Annotated in this window: 14 protein-coding genes; 3 read left to right on the forward strand and 11 right to left on the reverse strand. The window is 63.5% G+C overall.

The genetic code is table 11. The annotated features are described in order from the left end of the window. Positions 1-24: 24 nt before the first annotated feature. The gene (locus tag K3152_RS04150) at positions 25-2,211 is read right to left on the reverse strand and encodes a ComEC/Rec2 family competence protein (RefSeq protein ID WP_221572737.1); all 2,187 of its coding nucleotides are present in this window, start codon (positions 2,209-2,211) and stop codon (positions 25-27) included. A 28-nt stretch (positions 2,212-2,239) separates the two neighbouring features. Here K3152_RS04150 and gltX point away from each other — a divergent pair, with 28 nt between their 5' ends. Continuing rightward, complete coding sequence (gene gltX / locus K3152_RS04155) at positions 2,240-3,664, forward strand: glutamate--tRNA ligase (protein ID WP_221572738.1); 1,425 nt, start codon at positions 2,240-2,242, stop codon at positions 3,662-3,664. Positions 3,665-3,705: 41 nt separating this feature from the next. Then, on the forward strand, positions 3,706-4,992 hold the full coding sequence (locus K3152_RS04160; RefSeq protein ID WP_221572739.1) for a citrate synthase: 1,287 nt from the start codon (positions 3,706-3,708) through the stop codon (positions 4,990-4,992). A gap of 54 nt (positions 4,993-5,046) precedes the next feature. Here K3152_RS04160 and K3152_RS04165 read toward each other — a convergent pair whose 3' ends face one another. From K3152_RS04165 to K3152_RS04175, 3 genes are read right to left on the reverse strand one after another with little or no spacing between them, the layout of a single operon-like run. Next, positions 5,047-6,417: a sensor histidine kinase gene (locus tag K3152_RS04165; protein WP_221572740.1), complete on the reverse strand. Its 1,371-nt coding sequence runs from the start codon at positions 6,415-6,417 to the stop codon at positions 5,047-5,049. Positions 6,418-6,419: 2 nt separating this feature from the next. After that, positions 6,420-7,379, reverse strand: coding sequence for a hypothetical protein (locus tag K3152_RS04170; protein ID WP_221572741.1), 960 nt, complete (start codon positions 7,377-7,379; stop codon positions 6,420-6,422). 32 nt (positions 7,380-7,411) lie between these two features. Then, complete coding sequence (locus K3152_RS04175; protein WP_221572742.1) at positions 7,412-8,590, reverse strand: hypothetical protein; 1,179 nt, start codon at positions 8,588-8,590, stop codon at positions 7,412-7,414. A 204-nt stretch (positions 8,591-8,794) separates the two neighbouring features. On the opposite strand from K3152_RS04175, the gene K3152_RS04180 reads away from it, so the two are divergent. Then, positions 8,795-11,425, forward strand: coding sequence for a coiled-coil domain-containing protein (locus K3152_RS04180; protein ID WP_221572743.1), 2,631 nt, complete (start codon positions 8,795-8,797; stop codon positions 11,423-11,425). A gap of 1 nt (position 11,426) precedes the next feature. On the opposite strand, the gene K3152_RS04185 is transcribed toward K3152_RS04180, so the two are convergent. Genes K3152_RS04185 through nuoL form a run of 7 tightly spaced genes read right to left on the reverse strand, consistent with a single transcriptional unit; the run spans position 11,427 to position 19,860 of the window. Then, positions 11,427-11,699 (reverse strand): DUF1467 family protein, encoded by a 273-nt coding sequence (locus K3152_RS04185; protein WP_221573085.1) that lies wholly within the window; start codon positions 11,697-11,699, stop codon positions 11,427-11,429. A 17-nt stretch (positions 11,700-11,716) separates the two neighbouring features. Then, complete coding sequence (locus tag K3152_RS04190; protein ID WP_221572744.1) at positions 11,717-13,375, reverse strand: ribonuclease J; 1,659 nt, start codon at positions 13,373-13,375, stop codon at positions 11,717-11,719. Further along, positions 13,372-14,148, reverse strand: a complete 777-nt coding sequence (locus K3152_RS04195; RefSeq protein ID WP_221572745.1) for a type III pantothenate kinase — start codon at positions 14,146-14,148, stop codon at positions 13,372-13,374. Before K3152_RS04195 ends, K3152_RS04190 begins: the two co-directional genes overlap by 4 nt. 3 nt (positions 14,149-14,151) lie before the next feature. Continuing rightward, positions 14,152-14,874, reverse strand: coding sequence for a biotin--[acetyl-CoA-carboxylase] ligase (locus tag K3152_RS04200; RefSeq protein ID WP_221572746.1), 723 nt, complete (start codon positions 14,872-14,874; stop codon positions 14,152-14,154). Continuing rightward, complete coding sequence (gene nuoN / locus K3152_RS04205) at positions 14,871-16,325, reverse strand: NADH-quinone oxidoreductase subunit NuoN (protein ID WP_221572747.1); 1,455 nt, start codon at positions 16,323-16,325, stop codon at positions 14,871-14,873. The genes K3152_RS04200 and nuoN overlap by 4 nt, the downstream gene beginning before the upstream one ends. After that, positions 16,325-17,869 carry an NADH-quinone oxidoreductase subunit M gene (locus K3152_RS04210; RefSeq protein WP_221572748.1) on the reverse strand — a complete coding sequence of 515 codons (1,545 nt, stop codon included), beginning with the start codon at positions 17,867-17,869 and terminating at the stop codon, positions 16,325-16,327. Before K3152_RS04210 ends, nuoN begins: the two co-directional genes overlap by 1 nt. Beyond that, positions 17,869-19,860 carry an NADH-quinone oxidoreductase subunit L gene (gene nuoL / locus K3152_RS04215; protein ID WP_221572749.1) on the reverse strand — a complete coding sequence of 664 codons (1,992 nt, stop codon included), beginning with the start codon at positions 19,858-19,860 and terminating at the stop codon, positions 17,869-17,871. Before nuoL ends, K3152_RS04210 begins: the two co-directional genes overlap by 1 nt.

The following is a 19,860-nucleotide window of genomic DNA, read 5'->3' on the forward strand; positions in this document are numbered from 1 at the left end:
TCGGGCGCCTTTCCTTCTTTTTACCTAGCGTTTCTCCGGTGGCTTCCACCACCCGTGCTGCCCCTGTCGTGAGGCGACGGTGTCCGTCCGCTCTTGCGCTAGGTACAACGCTGTCCCGCCCTTCTCGGCAATGAAGCGCCCGTCGGCCTTGAGCCATCTCGGCTTGCAACTGCGCGGAAGCCAGCGGTCGGCGATGACGATATCCGCCTTCTCACATGCCGAGGCCAGCGCGCGTTCGTCGATACGCTGGCGGGTTCGCGCTATGAGCAAGTGCCAGGTCCGTCCTTCACGGTTAATGGGAAGGCTGCAGAAGTCGTCGCTGCATCGTGCGCCCGGCCAGCGGGTCATCGAAAGCGGAGCGGCCTTCGTCCCCGCCAGTTCTCCGATGTTCGCCTGGGCATAGGAACCGTGGCTATCTCGCAGCACGAAGAGCTGGCCATGTTCTCCGACCAATCCGACGTCCCGGCCGTCGCGTGTAACAAGGATGTCAGGTGCGCTCGCCGACACGAGCATGAAGGCGCCGGCCAATGCGGGCAAGAAGCCAAGCAATCTCGCCTTGCCCCTCCACAGTGCAAGCCAAAGCCCGCCAGCAACGAACACCAGGACCGTCGCCAGGCCGATGTGCGGGACAAGCTTCACCGCACCCGGCTGCGCAGCTGTCGTGTGGGCGATCGCCAACAGAAGGTCCAGCGACTGACCTGCCAGCCACCAGAACGGTGCCCCCAGCCCCACGATGTCGAACAACAGCGCGACGGCGATGAGCGGCATGGAAATGAAGGTCACCAGCGGGATGGCGATGACGTTGGCGAAGGCGCCGTAAAGCCCGGCGCGGTGGAAGTGGAACAGCACGATGGGTGTCAGGGCTATCTCGATGACGAGCCCGGTCACGAAGAGCATCAGCACCCGCCGCGCAAACCAGCGGACCTTGCTCTCTTCGCGCGGCGCGAGGAAGTCGCGAACCCGTTTGGCGTTATGCAGCGCCACGATAGCCATGACGGCGGCAAAGCTCATCTGGAAGCTCGGGCCGACCAACGATTCCGGCCACAGGAAAAGGACGACTGCCGCTGCCACCGCCACCATCCGCATGGAGAGCGGTTCTCGCCCCAGCGCCAGCGCAATGAGCACAAGCACCGCTCCCACGCAGCTTCGCACCGTCGGCACCTGCGCGCCCGTCAGGAGTGTATAGCCGATGCCTGCTCCTGCCGCGATGGCCGCGGCAAGGAGCGGCAGACGCACCCGCAAGGTCAGCCACGGCCACAGCGCGAGTATCTTCACGGCGAGAAAATAAGCCGCTGCAATCACGGCACTCACATGCAACCCGCTGATGGAGAGGAGGTGGGTGAGCCCCGCATCGCGCATCGCGACCTCGTCTGCCTCGCTGATAGCGCCGCGGTCACCGCTCGCAAAGGCCGCTGCGATGCTCCCCGCCCCTCCGCCAAGGTTTTCCTGCACATGGCCCGACAGCCAGCGCTGGACGTGGGCAATTCGCCCTTCCCCGCCGGTTGCCTGCTCCAGCACCTCGACCTCGCCGACCAGCGAGCCGGTGGCTGCATAACCGTCGAACCACGCCCGCCGTGCGAAATCATACGCTCCCGGCAGGAGGGGCGGCGATGGCGGCATGAGCCGCGCACGCAGTCGGACCCGCGCACCTTCGCGCAATTCGGCAAAATCCTTCTCGAGCGGAACGTTGACGCGCACTTTCATTGCACGTCCAGCCTCGGCATCCCGGCTCGCGAGGACCAGGCGCACCCTGCCCTCGGCCGGTTGCTCTTCCCGCTCGAGTATCCGCGCGTCGAGTTGCATGAGCGCTGGTCGGTCCAGAGGCTCGGCTCCGACCATCTCCGACCGCGCCCACACTATTGCCATTCCGGCCGCAAACGCCAAACCTAGTGCCGTCACCGCCAGCCTCAGATGCGCCCGCTCGTCCTCGCCCTTCCATAAGGCCTGGACAGCCAAAGTGAGCAATACGGCCAGTCCCGCCGCGCCCAGCCACTGCCATGGCTCGCCGAGTACGAACCAGCTGCCTATTCCGCTCGCGAAGGCGACGACCAGCCACGGCCCCTGGTCGAAACCCGAGGCGGCGAGAAATCCCTCGATTGCGCCAGCGAATCTGGACATTGCGCCGCGCATGCGCCAAGGGCGCTGCACTGCAGCATCGGCGGTATCATCCGCATCGCCGAACGGAACCAGCGGCGTCCCCTGCGTCGCCATGCAAATACCTGAAAGGAAAGAGCAAGGAATGGCAAGCGAAACCGGCAATCAGGTCGTCACGCGGTTCGCCCCCTCGCCCACCGGCTTCCTTCACATCGGCGGCGCGCGCACTGCGCTGTTCAACTGGCTCTACGCCCGGCACCATGGTGGCCGCGCGCTCCTGCGGATCGAGGATACCGACCGCAAGCGCAGCACGCAGGACGCCATCGACAAGATTATCGAAGGCTTGGACTGGCTCGGCCTCGATTTCGACGAGCCGCCCGTGTTCCAGTCCGACCGGGCCGAGCGCCACGCCGAAGTCGCGCACGCCCTGCTCGAGGCGGGCCATGCCTACAAGTGCTACGCCACGCCAGAGGAATTGGAAGAAATGCGCGCCCAGCAGCGCGCCAACAAGCAGCCCATGCGCTACGACCGGCGCTGGCGCGACCGTGACGCAAGCGAAGCCCCCGCAGGCGCGCCCTATGTCATCCGCCTCAAGGTCCCTACCGAAGGCGAGACCGTGATCAATGACGAGGTCCAGGGCAAGGTCACGGTGAAGAACGCCGAGATCGACGATTACGTCCTGCTGCGCGCCGACGGCACACCGACCTACATGCTCGCCGTGGTGGTCGACGACCACGACATGGGCGTCACCCACATCATCCGCGGCGACGACCATCTCAACAACGCCTTCCGCCAGCTCCCCATCATCCGTGCGATGAATGCCATTGAGGGTGGCTGGCCCGACCCGGTTTATGCGCACGTCCCGCTCATCCACGGCGCGGACGGCGCAAAGCTGTCCAAGCGTCACGGCGCAGTCGGCGTCGAAGCCTATCGCGACGAGGAAGGTGTGCTCCCAGAAGCGCTGTTCAATTACCTCCTTCGCTTGGGATGGGGGCATGGCGACCGCGAGGAAATTACCAAGGCCGAGGCCATTGAACTGTTCGACCTCGATGGTGTGGGCAAGAGCCCTTCGCGTTTCGACATCAAGAAGCTGCAGAACCTCAACGGCCACTACATCCGCGAAGCCGATGATGCGCGGCTTGCAACACTGGTGGCGGAGAAACTCGGCGAAAAGGCAGAGCTCAAACTGCTCACCGAAGCCATGCCGGTACTGAAACCTCGCGCCAAGAGTGTCGACGAACTGGCTGAAGGCGCTGCCTTTTTGTTCAAGCAGCGTCCGCTCGAACTGACCGAGAAGGCTGCCGGCCTGCTCGACGATGAAGCACGGGCGCGCCTGGGCGAACTGTCGGCCCGTCTGGCCAAGGAAAATCACTGGACATTGGAGGCTCTCGAAGCCACTACGAAATCGTATGCTGAGGAGCTCGAACTGGGTCTCGGCAAGCTGGCGCAACCCTTGCGGGCGGCGCTGACGGGCACCACCACTTCGCCCGGAATTTTCGATGTACTGGTCCTGCTGGGCAAGGAAGAGTCGCTCGCGCGTATCGACGCGCAGGCATCTGGCGCAGAGTAATCTGGCCCGCAGACCGAATGGAATGAACTGAGGAGATACGCGTGGCCGACAAGCAGGCAACTCTCAATATCGGCGGACAGACGCAGGACTTCCCCGTCCTCGAAGGCAGCGTCGGACCCGACGTGGTCGATATCCGCAAACTTTACGGCACCACCGGCAAGTTCACCTACGACCCCGGCTACAAGTCGACCGCCAGTTGCGAAAGCGCGCTCACCTATATCGACGGTGAAGAAGGCGTCCTGCTGCACCGCGGTTATCCCATCGGCCAGCTGGCAGAGCACTCCAGCTTCATGGAAGTCGCCTACCTGCTGCTGAACGGCGAACTGCCGAACCAGGCCGAACTCGATGATTTCGACAACACCATCACGCGCCACACCATGGTGCATGACCAGCTGCGCCAGTTCTACCAAGGCTTCCGCCGCGACGCGCACCCGATGGCCATCATGTGCGGCGTGGTCGGCGCACTGTCGGCGTTCTACCACGACAGCACCGACATCTCGGACCCCGAGCAGCGCAAGATCGCCAGCCATCGTCTCATCGCCAAGATGCCGACGATTGCCGCAATGGCGTACAAATATGCTGTCGGCCAGCCCTTCATGCAGCCGAAGAACGACCTCAGCTACACGGGCAACTTCCTGCGCATGACCTTCGGGGTTCCGGCAGAGGAATATGAAGTGCACCCGGCCATCGAAAAGGCGATGGACCGCATCTTCATCCTCCATGCCGACCACGAGCAGAATGCTTCGACCTCGACCGTGCGTCTTGCCGGTTCCTCGGGCGCGAACCCGTTTGCCTGCATCGCGGCCGGCATCGCCTGCCTCTGGGGCCCGGCGCATGGCGGTGCCAACGAGGCGGCGCTCAACATGCTGCAGGAAATCGGTTCGCCCGATCGCATCCCGCACTATATCGAGCGCGCCAAGGACAAGAACGACCCGTTCCGCCTGATGGGCTTCGGTCACCGCGTCTACAAGAACTACGACCCGCGCGCGACCGTGATGCAGCAGACGCTGCGCGAAGTCTTCGAAGCATTGAATGTCAGCGATCCGGTCTTCGAGACCGCGCTCCAGCTGGAAGAAATCGCGCTCAACGACGATTACTTCAAGGAAAAGAAGCTCTTCCCGAACGTGGACTTCTATTCGGGCATCATCCTGAACTCGATCGGCTTCCCGACCACCATGTTCACCGCGCTCTTCGCGCTGGCCCGCACCGTGGGCTGGGTGGCTCAGTGGAACGAGATGATTTCGGACCCCGCACAGGTCATCGGCCGTCCGCGCCAGCTCTACACCGGCCCGACCGAGCGCGATTACGTGCCCATCGGCCAGCGCTGATAGTCACTGGAATTTACGGAAGAGGGGCGCTTCGGCGTCCCTTTTTCTTTGCTCTCAACCCTCGTCGTCGGCGGCGGGCACGGAGAGCGTGAAGCGAGCACCCTGTCCGGGCGCGCTTTCTACCGTGAGATCGCCATCCATCGCGCGGGCAATCCGGCGCGAGATGTAGAGGCCGAGGCCCGAGCCGCCGTCCTCGCCGCGCCCAAGCCGCTCGAATTTCTCGAACACTTTCTTTTGCTGTTCTTCGTCGAGTCCGTGCCCCTGGTCGGCCACCGTCACCATGGCGCGCTGCCCGATGGCGTCGAGCCGCACCCATACGCGGCTGTTCTCGGGCGAATAGCGGATGGCGTTGCCAATGAGATTGAGCAGGACCTGCAGGACGCGGCGGAATTCGGCGATGGCCATCTGGACCTCGCCTTCTGCAGGCGCGTCGAGCGTGATCCCGCGTTCCTTCGCCTTCACGCCGAGGATGCCGCAAGCGCGCCTCGCGACGTCCGCGAGGTCGATGCGGTCCGGCGCGGTCGAGAAACCCTCTGCCTCGACCACTTCGAGGTCTGACAAATCATCGATGAGTGCCAGCAGGTGCTGTCCCGCACTCGCGATATCGGCCGCGTAATCGCTGTATTCGTCGCGCAAGGGACCGGCCAGCTTGGTCCGGATGGTCTCGGCATTGGCGATGATGCGATTTACCGGTTGGCGCAGGATCGGCGTCAGGTCGCGGCCCAGTGAAGGCGTGTCGCCCTTCCCGCCCGCCGGAGTTGCACCCAAGGGTCGTTTCGCACCGAGGTGGAGGACGAAGCCGGCGCTCCCCGGTTCGGGTTGACCCAGCGGCTCGAGGAAGGCGGTCCATTCGCGGTCGGACCCGGGGATGCGGCAGGCGGTACCGTCGAGCAATTGCCAATGGACAGGCTGCTCGTGCGCATTGCCCGGCAGCACGACGAAATCGGTCCATGGCCGACCGACGCCTGCACCGGCGGTCTTGGCGAACTCGACGAGGTCCGGCGCGTCGGTTTCGATTGAGAGGATGCGCTGCGAGGGGTCGAGGCGCGCAGTGCACTCGGCGAGATGGCGGTTGATTTCGGAGCGCCGCTGGCTGGCCTGAGACTCGCTCTCGCGCGGGATAGAATCGACCTGCCAACTCGAAATCGCGATATCGCAGCCGCCATCCTTGCCATCATCGGGCGCGATTTCGACCCAGGCGGTGATGCGCTCGGCCCCATCGACAGCTTCGAAGCGGCGGGACAGGCGAAACCCGTATTCACGCGCTTTCGTCACCAACAGGAGCAGCTCCGGGATGGCCAGCGTATTGCCTACCTCTCCGCCACACGCCCGGTTGAGTTCGGCCAGGCGACCATCGGCCGCTACCAGGCGGTCCTCGGCATCGGTCTTTCCGCTGGCGATATATTGCGTGCCCACATTGGCCATGATCAGCGCCCGATCCTGTGCGCGGCATCGAGCAACATGCCGCGCGCCTTGTGCTCGTCGATTTCTTCGAGTCCGGCGACAGGGGCGGCGCCAGGGTGGATACGAAGCAGGATCTCGTCGATGCGGCGCGCCTCCAGCCCGGCGGCACGCAGGCCCAGCGCCAGCCTTACCGTCTGGCGTGCATGGCTCGAGAGGACGGCCATCTCGCGGTCCTGGCCGGAGCGCGCCGCAAGAGCCGTGAAGAACAGGCCAGCGCCTGCTTCCTCAAGCACGAGCGCCGAAGCCCCTTCCGGTCCTCCGACGAGGCGTGCGAAGAGCGAAAGCCTACCATTGCTCTCGTCATAGGACTGGCGAAGTTTCGTTTCAGCCCGCTGGACGGCATCGCTGCGGGTCTCGCCGCAATAGCGCCGCCAGGCCAGGAGCATCTGGTGGAGCAGGTCTCCGGGAAGCTCGCCCAAGGGCAGTTCCATTCTCCGCTGTGCCTGCGCAAAGCGTGCCTGTGCTGCCAGAGCGGCCATGGCGGTCCCCGAGGTCGACGAGTCCGAAGATGCCACCAATCTCTGCATCAGCGGCGAGAGGACCGGATCGAGCCCTATTTGCGATTCGAGCCGCTCGGTCAGTTGCCATTCGATGGCCAGCGCGTGGCAATGCGACAGCAGCGCGCGCGAGGCCTGGAAGTGCTCGGCCAGGGGTTCGCCGTGCCGTTCGGCAAAGGCGTCGCGCCCCTTCTGTCCGGTTGCTTCGGCCTGCGTGCGCAAGACCTGCCGTGCAAGGTCGGCGAGCATACCGCGCACCCGCGCGACGATCTCGTCGCTGAACAGCGAGTGGTCAGGCGCGGACAACAAATGCGCAAGGATAGGCTCGATGCCTGCGAGCATGGCATCGCCCTGCAACAAGGCATGACGCAAATCGCCCCCTGCAGGCTTGTCGAGTTCATCCATGGCAAATGGCCGGTCCATCATGCCCGCATAGGGCCCATGTGGTTAATTCGTCGTTAGCCGTCACGAAACCGCTCGAAAAAGCGCGTTGCGAGTACGAGAAGCGCGATCGCGGCGGCCATCTCGAGCGAATAGCCGAAGAAGGCTGCCGGCGTAAGCAGGAAGCCCAGCAGGATGCGGTCCATGTAGGTTGCGCGCCAAGGCTTGCTTGCATGGCGCGCTCCGAGATGCAGCAGGCCGAACAGGACCAGCGGAACGAAGGGACCGAGGAAGCCCAATTCTGCCGGTGCGGCAATGAGGAGCAGGACCACGAAAATCGGATCGATGGCATAGTCCAGGACCCGCAAAAGCGGGTTTTCCTTCGCATTCGGCCTCCCTAGGCGTGATACGCGCTCCACCACACCTGCCATGTGCGCAAAAAGCGCGGTCAGTGTCGTGAGCCCCAGCCCAAAGGTCGTGTAACCGAAAACACCCGCACCGAGCGCGCCAATCGCCGACAATCCTGCAAGGATGGCAGGCAGGGATTCACCTGCCTTGCCAAGCAGGTCGCGCGCAAGCCTCGCACCTGCCCGCTCGGCCACGGCGAGGCCGGGCGCACGGAAGGCTATCTGGCGGCGCTGCGCGGCGATCCATTCCTTCTCCCGCAAATCCAGCGTCTCGCGGTCGGGGTCGAGATGCCATTTCCCCTCCGTCAAAAAGTCCCGCTCGACACGCGTCACGCCAGTCCCCGACTGGAGCGCAATCCGCATGAGCGCGGAGGGGACATCGACATCCTGCGGCAGGTCCGACAGACGTTCTACGGTTACACCCGGCAGGAGCATCACGCCCGCCCACGCCAGTTCGAGGTCAAGCCGCTCGTAACCCAGCGGAACGGCAAGGTCGGCGGGAAGCGCCAGCACGGTCTTGCGCTCGAGGATGGACTTCACCGCATCGTCATCGGGCAGAACGCCCGGAGCGAAGACGAGCAATTCGTCGTCCGCGGTCACCATCCCCGAAAGCCTGTCAGGGCGGCGGATAGCGCGGAACTTTAGCCCAGCGCGTTCGGCCCTGTGCTGGAGCTGTACGACTTCGCTTTCGACGGCATCGACGAGACAGGCTACGCGCTCCACCCCTAACTTGATCGCGAGATCCAGCTGCCGTTCGACAATCATCGCACCGGCGAAATTCGCGAACGCCGGACGCACGCGTCCCGGGGTCGGATTCCTGTCGAGAGTGGACAGCAAGGCGATGCGCATGCTGGCTCCTGTGGTTGCGATGCGGAGATGGTTTAGGAGCCGGCCCGCTACCCTGCCAAGCGCGCCGGTGCAAATGCCCACGGGAAATCTTTGCGAAGCTTATCCTTAACTGGCGAGGTCCAATCCAACTCCACTCCCATGCAACCTGCAGGTTTCAAAGGTTAACAAGGGTTTCTGGCACTCGCGAATGTGGTATGAGAGACCATGGCAAAGCGCTCCCACATCAAGGTCGTCGATGGCGAAAACACCGCTGTCGACACTCCCGAAACCGACCTCGTCCTCGAACAGGAGGTGGTGGATGAACCCGCTGCCGACGAATATGTCGAGCATGAGGAGTGGTTCGAAGAGGAGCCTAATCAGCCGCGCCGTAACTGGCTTGTACCCTCGCTGGCGCTGCTTGCAATCGCAGGCTGGACCGCATTCTATGGCTGGGCGAACCAGTCTGCCATGCTCGGTGGAGGCACCCCGCAGGAATGGGCGGGATGGATTGTCGAGTGGTCGGTGCCGACGCTTCTCGTGGTCGCGCTCTGGATCCTCGCCACCCGCAATTCGACCCGCGAAGCCCGTCGCTATGGCGAGGTTGCACGCAGCCTGTCCGAGGAATCCGCGCTGCTCGAACGTCGCTTGGTCACCGTGAACCGTGAACTCAGCCTCGCGCGCGAATTCCTCGGCAACCAGTCGCGGGACCTCGAGTATCTTGGACGCAGCGCTTCGGAAAAGATTTCCGAGCATGCCGACCGCCTGCAGGGCTTGATCCGCGACAATGGCGAGCAGGTCGATGCCATCCACGGTACCAGCGGCGCTGCTCTCGAAAACATGGAGAAGCTGCGCGACAACCTCCCCGTCATCGCCAATTCGGCGCGCGATGTGTCGAACCAGATCGGCGGCGTCGGCCGGACCGCGCAGGAACAGCTCGGCGCGCTCGTCGGCGGCTTTGAACGTCTCAACCAGTTCGGCGAGGCCAGCGAACGTCAGGTCGCTTCGCTCCGCAAGCGCGTGGACGAAGCGCTTGCCGCCTTTGCCGAGCAGGCAAACGAGCTCGAGACGGTGACCGCCGAGCGCTTCGCCGCGCTTAGCGAAGGCAGCGATGCCATCCGCAGCGATTTGCAGGCACAGGAGATCGAAGCACTTTCGGCCCTGCGCGCACGCAGCATGGCGCTGCGCAGCGAACTGGCCGAGGCCCATGCCGCTGCAAACGAGGAAGAGGCGCAGGTACTCGCCGCCATGCGCGAACGCTTGCTGGCGCTGCGTGAAGAGGCGACGGAACTGGCCAGCGGCATTCGCGAGGGCGAAGAGGCGGCTATCGGCGCGTGGGGCGGCCAGGTCGATGCGATGAAGGCCCGGCTCGAAGAGGCTGTCGCCGAAATCAAGGAAATCGATGCAGCCGCGCTCGAAGCTGCGAACACCAAGCTGCGTGCCCTGTTCGATGAAGCGCAGAGCGTCGATGCGCGCATCACCGAGCGCAATCGCCTGTTCGAGGAAGAGACACTGCGGCGCAACGAGAGCCTGTCCGCCGCGCAAGACGAGATGGCCGAAGCGCTCACAACCCGAATGGCCGAACTCGACGCTACGATTGCGGAACGGCGCGAAGCACAGCGCGCCCAATTGACCGCAATGGTCGAAGAGGGCGAAGCGCTTGGCGAGCGTGTCGCTGCGCTCGGCGAGACGTTTGGATCCGTGGCAGCGCAGGGATACGAGGCTCGCGAAACGCTTGCCGGCGGTATCGATGCCCTATCCGCCCAGCTCCGTAGCAGCCGCGAGGCGCTGGATGGGACCGATCAGGACATTGCCCGCCTCACCGACGCCAGTGTGCGCTTGCTCGAACTCATCCAGGCCAGCGCCAAGCAGAGCGCGGATACCCTGCCCAAGGCGATGGAAGCTTCGGAAGAGCGCCTTGCCGCAATCGAGCACCGCGCCAGCGAAATCCACACGCTGCTCGACAACGCCCGCCTGACAGGTGAGACCCTGACCGAAGGCATGACGGTCATCGAAGACCGCACCCGTAATGCCATGGAAGGCTTCGATGCCTTCCAGCAGGACTTCGATGGCACCAGCACGCGTCAAATCGAGAGCGTCGAACGCCTTCGTGCGAGCCTCGCCAATCTTGCAGAAGACAGCAACACCTTCGCCGACCAGGTCCAGGGCGAACTGCGCACGGCCATCGCAGCGCTGGAAGAAAAGGCGCGCGGCGCGCTTGCGGCCATCGAGGACGAGCAGGCCGGCCGCATCTCCAGCATCGCCGACAGCATCGGTGCTCGCACCTCGGAGCAAATCGAGCAGGTCCTTGCCGAGCGTACCGAAACCGCGCTGGCGGAACTAGACGAGGCGCGTAATCGCTCCAACCAAGCGACTCGCGACATGACCCAGCATCTGCGCGACCAGCTTGGAAGGTTGAACGAACTGACGGTCAATCTGGAGTCGCGCATTGCCCATGCCCGCGACAAGGCGACCGACAGCGTCGATGGCGATTTCGCCCGCCGCGTGGCGCTCATCACCGAAAGCCTCAACTCGAACGCCATCGACATTGCCAAGGCCCTGTCGAGCGAGGTTACCGATACCGCGTGGGCAAGCTATCTGCGCGGCGACCGCGGTATCTTCACCCGTCGAGCGGTTCGTCTGCTGGACAACTCAGAGGCACGCGAAATCGCCGAATTGTACGATGGCGATGCGGACTTCCGCGAGCACGTCAATCGCTACATCCACGACTTCGAGGCGATGCTGCGCACCATGCTCTCGACCCGCGATGGCAATGCGGTCAGCGTGACGCTGCTGTCGAGCGACATGGGTAAGCTTTACGTGGTGCTCGCACAGGCGCTCGAACGCTTGCGCCAGTAGGTCAGCGAACCGTCGGACCCCAGAAGATGAGGTCGCGGGCCTCGACCCAGCCATAGGCGTAATTCAGCACGTAAACCGTGGTGAAAACGGCTGCGAGGATGGTCGCACGCTTGGCGATAAGCCCGGGCCGGAAATTGGCTGGTGCGCTGTCGGCCTGACCGGGGATTTTTTCGATCCCTGCCTCGTCATGCGTCTGCACCCCGAAAGGGAGCATGATGAAGGCGCTGACCACCCAGAACAGCGCATAGATCGCGACAATCGAAGTCCATTCCATCGGCAGGGTCATGGCGCTCAGTCCAGCCCTCGCGTGGGCAGCAGCACGCGGACCTGCGGGCGCTTGCCCGACCAGCGCTGCGCTGCACGGCGTGCGGCCAGACGCGCGGCTTCATGGACCGTGCTGGAAGACTTGCGCTCGTTGCCCTTGAGCTTCCCGATGGCCTTGCGAATATCCTCGCGCGCCTCTGCGAGGAAATCCTCGTAATCCTCGTCGAGTGGCAGCCCGATGCTGTCGATGAGCGGGTTGAGACGGTCGTCCAGCGCCACGATGACCACGCCTTCGTGCATGATGCGGCGGCGCATGACGATGCTGTCCCCATCCGCGGGCGCGATGATGTCGCCGTCGAGAACGAGCCGCCCTGCCCTCACCTCGGCAATCTTGCCGGGTGCGCCGGGCGCGAGACGGACGATGTCGCCATTTTGCTGAACCACCGCGTCGGGAATGCCATTCGCAAGGCCGAGCCGCGCCTGTTCCTGCATGTGCCGCATCTCCCCATGAACTGGCAGCAGGATGTCGGGCCGCAGCCAGCCATAGAGCGCTTCGAGTTCTGGGCGACCGGGGTGGCCCGATACGTGGATGAGGCTCTGCCGGTCGGTGACCATGGTAACGCCCTTGGCCGCTAGGCGGTTTTGCACCGCTCCGATGGCGAGTTCGTTGCCAGGTATCTGGCGGCTCGAGAACAGCACGACATCGCCCGACACAAGTTCGAGAGGATGGCTGTCTTCCGAAATGCGCGACAAGGCGGCACGCGGTTCGCCCTGCCCGCCGGTGGCGAGGATAAGTACCTCACCGCGCGGCAGGCCCATGGCGGTGTCGAAATCGACCGTTTCGGGGAAGTCTTCGAGATAGCCGTTTTGCTGCGAGACATCGATGATGCGGTCGAGCGAGCGGCCTGCGACGCAGACCTGCCGCCCGGTCTCGCGGGCAACCTCGCCCAGCGTGTGGAGACGCGCGACATTGCTGGCGAAGGTGGTCACCAGAACACGCTTGCCCGGATGGCACTGGACCTCTTCGAGCAGGCCCTTGAACACTGCGCCTTCCGAGCCGCTGGGGGCGGGATTGAAGACATTGGTGCTGTCGCACACCAGCGCCAGCACGCCCTCGTCGCCGATCTCGGTGAGTTCTTCCTCGGTGGTCGGCTCGCCGATGATCGGGTCTTCGTCGAGCTTCCAGTCTCCGGTGTGGAAAATCTTGCCGTGCGGCGTGTCGATGAGCAGGGCGTTGCCCTCCGCAATCGAGTGAGCGAGCGGAAGATAGGTGACCTCGAACGGGCCGACCCGGAAGCTGCCGTGATCTTCCTCGATGATGTTGAGTTCGACCTCGCCCTCGAGGTCCGCCTCTTCCAGCTTGCGTCGGACGAGCTCTGCCGTGAAGGGGGTGGCATAGATGGGCACGCCGAGGTCGGCAGCGAAGTATGGGACCGCGCCGATATGGTCCTCATGCGCGTGGGTAAGGACGATGGCTTCTAGGTCCTTCGCACGCTCCTCGATGAATTCGAGGTCGGCGAAAACGAGGTCAACGCCCGGATACTGCCCGCCCGAAAAGGTCATGCCGAGGTCGACCATTAGCCAGCGCCCCTGACATCCGTAGAGATTAACGTTCATGCCAATCTCGCCCGAGCCGCCAAGCGCCAAGAACAGGAGTTCGTCTTCGGGGGTGTAATTCTTCTTCAAGAGGATGCGCGCTCCGCAAGGATGGCGAGGCCGAGCAGCGTCAAATCGCTGTCGACCTCGTCGAACAGGTCGGTGATTTCATCGAACAGCAGGGCGAGCCCGCCAGTGGCGACGACCTTGGCAGGCCGCCCGATTTCCTTCTTCATCCGCGCCACGAGCCCTTCGATGAGCGAGACGTAGCCCCAGAATACCCCGATGAGCATCTGGTCTTCGGTGTTGCGGCCGATGACGCTGTCACTGTCCGGTTTCTCGATGGCGATGCGCGGCAGTTTGGCAGTGTTGCCCACCAGCGCATCGAGCGAGAGATTGATGCCCGGGGCGATGATGCCGCCCTTGTAAGCACCGTTGAAATCGATCGCATCGATGGTGGTCGCCGTGCCGAAGTCGATGACGATGAGGTCACCTTCGTATTTCGCATGGGCCGCGATCGCGTCAAGCGCCCGGTCGGCCCCCAGCGAGCGGGGTTCGTCGACATCGATGGCTATGCCCCAGTCGGTGTTTCCTGCCCCGGCAATCATCGGCTCGACGTCGAAGTATTTGCGGGCGAGGACGGTCAAATTGTGGATGCTGCGCGGGACGACCGAGCCGATGATAATCTGGTCGATATCCTCGCGCTTGAAGCCTTCGAGCTGGAGCAGCTGGAGGAGCCAGACGGCATATTCGTCACCCGTCCGGCGCGCCTCGGTGGCAATCCGCCAGCGGGCCTTGATTTCGCGTCCTTCGAAGAGCGCGAAGACGACATTGGTATTCCCGACATCGGCTGCCAGCAGCATGGCTCAGCCCTCCTCGTTTGCGAGCATCACGTCGCCTGCATGGATGACACGGCTTTCGCCCGAGGCCAAGCGCAGGCGCAGTGCGCCGTCGTCGGTCAATCCAGCGAATGCAGCCGTGATAGGTTCCTCGCCCGGTGGATGGACGGTCAGCGCCGTGCCCTTGGGATGCGCAACGCTTTCCCAGCGGCGCACAATTGGTTCAACTCCGAAATTGCGCCAGCGTTCGAGTTCGGTGTCGAAACTCGCCGCGAGTGAACGGGCGAAAGTGTCGCGGTCCGGTGCCGGGCCCAGCTGCGAAAGCGCCATGGTCTTGCGGTCGGGCAAGTCGGGAGAGGCGGCAAGGTTTACGCCGATACCGACAATTATGGCCTCGCCTTCTCGTTCAAGCAGAATACCCGCGAGTTTTGCCCCGCCAAGCATAAGGTCGTTAGGCCATTTGAGCGAAAGGTCCGCCGGGTTCGAAATTAGCGGGACGACAGTTTCGTAAAGCGCCAGCGCGGTCAGCAGGGCAAGGCTGGCGGGAGCGGGGTCACGCTCGTGCGGACGAACCACCGTCGAGCCCATGTAATTGCCGTGGCCGTCGAACCAGGTGCGGCCTTGCCGCCCTCGCCCCGAGGTCTGGCGGTCGGCGACGAGCCAGTTCCCCTCGCCCACTGCCTCGCCAGCGCGGATTGCGGCGGCGAGGTCGGCGTTGGTGCTCCCGGTTTCTGGGACCGTTTTTATCAAGCGGCGTAGAACAGCGCCTGCGCTGCAGCATCCGCAAGATTGCCGAGCCACGGCGTCAGCAAATAGCCGAGCGGCGAGATTACGGCGACGCTGAGGGCGAGGACCCCCCAGTGCGATACCGGGGCCTTGGCAGGAGCCGCGCCCTTCGGCTCATCGAAGAACATCACCTTGATGAACTTGATGTAGTAGAAGGCACCGATGACGCTGGCGGCGATACCGATGGCGGCGAGCGCAATCATATCGGCCTGCACTGCTGCCTGGAAGACCACGAACTTGCCCCAGAAGCCGAACAGCGGCGGGATGCCGGCAAGGCTGAACATCAGCGCGAGCAGGCACCATGCCAGCGCCGGGCTGGTGGTTGAAAGGCCGGAGATATCGTCGAATGTCGACAGCGCATTGCCCTCTGCGTCGCGCAGCATCAGCAGGGCGACGAAGCTGCCGATGGTCATGAATACATAAATCGACAGGTACACCATCACGCCCGAGATGCCCTCCGGCGTCGCGGCGGCGAGGCCGATAAGGATGAAGCCGACGTTGTTGATCGAGGAATAGGCGAGCAGCCGCTTAAGGTTCTGTTGGCCGATGGCTCCGAGCGCGCCGACTACGATCGATGCGAGCGCTGCGAAGATGACAATCTGCTGCCACGCCTCGACCTGGCCGCCGAAGGGACCGGTCGCCAGGCGCACTAGCATCGCCACGGCGGCAACCTTGGGGGCGCTGGCGAAGAAAGCGGTGACCGGCGTCGGCGCGCCTTCGTAAACGTCGGGCGTCCACATGTGAAACGGCACGGCGGCGATCTTGAAAGCCACACCGGCAAGCACGAAGACGACGCCGAACATCGCACCGGTCGAGAAATCGGCGGTGAAGGCAGCACGGATGCCGTCATAGCTGGTGGTGCCCGAAAAGCCGTAGACGAGGCTCACACCGTAGAGAATGATGCCCGAGGCCAGCCCGCCGAGGACGAAGTACTTGAGGCCCGCCTCGCTCGATTTCTCGTTCCGCCGCGCGAAGCTTGCGAGGACGTAGGACGACAGGCTCGACATCTCGAGACCGATGTAGAGCGTCATCAAATCGGTGGCCGAAACCATCATGCCCATGCCGACCGCATTGAACAGCATCAGCACCGGATATTCGCCGCGATATTCCGCGTGTCCGTTGAAATAGCGGGGCGCGACAATCAGGCAGGCGATGGTAGCGATGTAGACGAGGCTCTTGGCGAAAACCGCGAAGCCATCGGCAAGGAAGAGCCCGCCGAATGCGACACCGGCCGCGCCGCCGTCGAACAGCGAGACGTTGAAGAAGAGCGCGCCGAAGAGCGCGGCAACCGCGGCAATGGTGATACCTCGCCCGGCCTTTTCGCCCATCCATGCGGTGACGAGCAGGAGCACGAGGCCACTGACCGACAGGCCAATTTCAGCGCCGGTGAGGTAGAGGGAAGTCGCGTAGGACATCAGTGCTCTCCCTCCTCGTGGCCTTCGTACTCGACATAGTTTGCCGCATTCTCGCGCGGCGTCCCTTCGTCGAGCGCGCTGTCATAACGCGGCGCCACGCTGGCGAGGCGGGTTTCAAGGGCGGCAATGTCCTGACGCATGGGGGCTAGGAAGCTTTCCGGATAGACGCCCATCCACAGCACGGCGGCTGCAATCGGGGCAAGCATGGCCCATTCGCGGGCGTTGAGGTCGGTCATGGCAGCGGCATCGGCGTTCTTCTGTTCACCGAATGCCACGCGGCGGAAGAGGTAGAGCATGTAGGCTGCGCCGAGAATGATGCCCGTGGTGCATACCAAGGTCACGAAGGTCGAGACCTCGTAGATGCCCGCCAGCGCAAGGAATTCGCCGACGAAGTTGCTCGTGCCCGGCAGGCCGACGCTCGCCATGGTGAAGAGCAGGAAGAACAGCGCGTATTTCGGCATGTTGATGCTGAGGCCACCGTAGCGCGCGATCTCGCGGGTGTGCAGGCGGTCGTAGATGACGCCGACACACAGGAACAGCGCGCCCGAGACGAGACCGTGGCCGAGCATGACCATCATCGCGCCTTCGAGGCCCTGCACATTGAAAGCGAACAGGCCCACCGTCACGATCGCCATGTGGGCGACCGAGGAATAGGCGATGAGCTTCTTCATGTCCTGCTGCACCAGCGCGACGAGCGAGGTGTAGATGACCGCAACCATCGACAGCGCGAAGACCAGCCATGCAAGGTCAGCACTGGCATCGGGGAACATCGGCAGGCTGAAGCGGATGAAGCCGTAGCCACCGAGCTTCAAGAGGACACCGGCAAGGATGACCGAACCGGCCGTCGGTGCCTGGACGTGGGCATCGGGCAGCCAGGTGTGGACCGGCCACATCGGCATCTTCACCGCGAAGCTGGCGAAGAAGGCAAGCCACAGCCACAGCTGCGCGCCGACCGGGAAGTCGTACTGCATCAGCGTGGGGATGTCGGACGTGCCGGCCTCGTTCACCATCCACAGCATTGCAATCAGCATCAGCACCGAGCCGAGCAGCGTGTAGAGGAAGAACTTATAGCTCGCGTAGATGCGGTTATCGCCGCCCCAAACACCGATGATGAGATACATCGGGATGAGGCCGGCCTCGAAGAAGATGTAGAACAGGAACAGGTCCTGTGCGGCGAACACGCCGATCATCAGCACTTCCATGAGCAGGAAGGCGGCCATGTATTCGCCGACACGCTTGGTGATGGAATCCCAGCTGGCGAGGATGCAGATGGGCATCAGGAAGACGCTGAGCATGATGAGCATCAGCGCGATGCCGTCGATGCCGAGCGCGTACTGAAACCCAGCAAAGAGCTGTGCGCGTTCGGTGAACTGCCACTGGGCGCCGCCGATATCGTAATTGAGCCACAGCAGGATGCCGAGCGCGAGGTCGATGAGCGTCGCGAACAGCGCGACCATGCGCGCGCTCGAGGCGTTCAGGAACAGGCAGGCGATGGCCGCGACGAGCGGCACGGCGAGCATGAGCGAGAGGATGGGGAACTCCATCAGAACAGTACCCAGGTGACAGCGGCGACAAGTCCGAGGAGCATCACCAGCGCATAGCTATACAGATATCCGGTCTGGAACTTCTTGGCGCCGACCGAGCCCTTCTCGATCACCCAGGCCACGCCATTGGGGCCGAAGCGGTCGATGGTGCCAACGTCGCCCAGTTTCCAGAACTGGCGGCCCAGCCAGAAGGCGGGGACCACGAAGAGGTAGTGGTAGAGTTCGTCGAAATACCACTTGTTGTAGAAGAAGCGGTAAACCGGGCCGAGCTGCTCGGCCGCCTTGCCGGGGATGCTCGTGTCCTTGATGTAGGCGAGCCACGCCACGAACAGGCCAATCAGCATGACAATGAAGGCCGCATATTTCACCAGATAGGGAACAGCGTGCATCCGGTGGATCAGGTCTTCATTGTAGAAGATCGACTGACCCCAGAACGCTGCATCGTCGAGGAAGGTCGGCGCAAAGACCTGCCCGGCCAGAACCGCACCCACCGACAACACGCCGAGCGGGATAAGCATCGAAAGCGGGCTTTCATGCGGGTGGTAGCCGCCCGTGGTGTCTTCGCCAGCTTCCTCGGGCGTCTTGTGGACGCTGTGTTGGATGTGCTCGCTCTCGATCCAGCGCGGCTTGCCCCAGAACGTGAGGAACATCAGGCGCCAGCTGTAGAAGCTGGTGAGCAGCGCGGCGAGCGTACCCATCCAGAAGGCGAAATTGCCGAGCTCGGTACCGCGGCCATAGGCCACTTCGAGAATGGCATCCTTCGACCAGAAGCCTGCGAAACCGGCGCCGAGGTGGTAGATACCCACGCCGGTAATCGCCAGCGTGCCGGCCATCATCGCCCAGAAGGTGAACGGGATGTGCTTACGCAAATTGCCGTAATAGCGCATGTCCTGCTCATGGTGCATCGCGTGGATGACCGAGCCTGCACCGAGGAACAGCAGCGCCTTGAAGAAAGCGTGCGTGAACAGGTGGAACATGGCCGCGCCGTACGCACCCACGCCTGCGGCAAAGAACATGTAGCCCAGCTGCGAACAGGTCGAATAGGCGATGACGCGCTTGATATCCCACTGCGTTGTGCCGACGGTGGCGGCGAAGATACAGGTGGCAGCGCCGATGAACGTCACGATGCCGAGCGCGACCGGCGCGGTCTCGAACATGGGCGACAGGCGGCAGACCATGAACACGCCCGCGGTCACCATGGTGGCGGCGTGGATGAGGGCCGAGACCGGGGTCGGGCCTTCCATCGCGTCGGGTAGCCAGGTGTGCAGGCCGAGCTGAGCCGACTTGCCCATGGCGCCGATGAACAGGAGGATACAGAGCACGTCCATCGTGTAGACGCGAAGCCCAAGGAAACCGATAGTCGCCCCGCTCATGCCGGGTGCTGCTTCGAGGATCTCGGGGATCGAAACGGTGCCGAAGACCCAGAAGGTGCCGAAGATGCCAAGCATGAAGCCAAGGTCGCCCACGCGGTTGACCACGAAGGCCTTGATGGCGGCGGCATTGGCGCTCGGCTTCTTGAACCAGAAACCGATGAGGAGGTAGCTGGCGAGGCCCACGCCTTCCCAGCCGAAGAACATCTGCACGAGGTTGTCGGCGGTCACCAGCATCAGCATGGCGAAGGTGAAGAGCGAGAGGTAGGCGAAGAAGCGCGGCTGATCCGGGTCTTCCTCCATATAGCCCCAGCTATAGAGGTGAACGAGCGCGGAGACGGTGGTGATGACCACCAGCATGACCGCGGTCAGCGTGTCGACGCGTAGCGCCCAGTCGAAGGACAAGGCGCCCGACTGGACCCAGGTGAGGACCGGAACGACGCTTGCCTCTGCCGAGCCGTTCACGAAGCTCAGGAATATCGGCCAGCTCAGCGCGCAGCTGATGAACAGCGCGCCGGTCGTGATCGACTTGGCAAAAACGCTGGGCGCGCTCTTGTTGACGAGGCCCGCTACCACTGCCGCAAGCAGCGGCAGGAAGACGATGAAGAGGATCGAGTTCAC

The organism is Qipengyuania polymorpha (genome assembly GCF_019711435.1).
Taxonomy (GTDB): Bacteria; Pseudomonadota; Alphaproteobacteria; order Sphingomonadales; family Sphingomonadaceae; genus Qipengyuania; species Qipengyuania polymorpha.

Coding starts and splice junctions, on each gene's coding strand:
- K3152_RS04150 (WP_221572737.1), bottom strand. CDS start 2,211: ATGGCGACGCAGGGGACGCCGCTGGTTCCGTTCGGCGATGCGGATGAT.
- gltX (WP_221572738.1), top strand. CDS start 2,240: ATGGCAAGCGAAACCGGCAATCAGGTCGTCACGCGGTTCGCCCCCTCG.
- K3152_RS04165 (WP_221572740.1), bottom strand. CDS start 6,417: ATGGCCAATGTGGGCACGCAATATATCGCCAGCGGAAAGACCGATGCC.
- K3152_RS04170 (WP_221572741.1), bottom strand. CDS start 7,379: ATGATGGACCGGCCATTTGCCATGGATGAACTCGACAAGCCTGCAGGG.
- K3152_RS04175 (WP_221572742.1), bottom strand. CDS start 8,590: ATGCGCATCGCCTTGCTGTCCACTCTCGACAGGAATCCGACCCCGGGA.
- K3152_RS04180 (WP_221572743.1), top strand. CDS start 8,795: ATGGCAAAGCGCTCCCACATCAAGGTCGTCGATGGCGAAAACACCGCT.
- K3152_RS04185 (WP_221573085.1), bottom strand. CDS start 11,699: ATGGAATGGACTTCGATTGTCGCGATCTATGCGCTGTTCTGGGTGGTC.
- K3152_RS04195 (WP_221572745.1), bottom strand. CDS start 14,148: ATGCTGCTGGCAGCCGATGTCGGGAATACCAATGTCGTCTTCGCGCTC.
- nuoN (WP_221572747.1), bottom strand. CDS start 16,325: ATGTCCTACGCGACTTCCCTCTACCTCACCGGCGCTGAAATTGGCCTG.
- K3152_RS04210 (WP_221572748.1), bottom strand. CDS start 17,869: ATGGAGTTCCCCATCCTCTCGCTCATGCTCGCCGTGCCGCTCGTCGCG.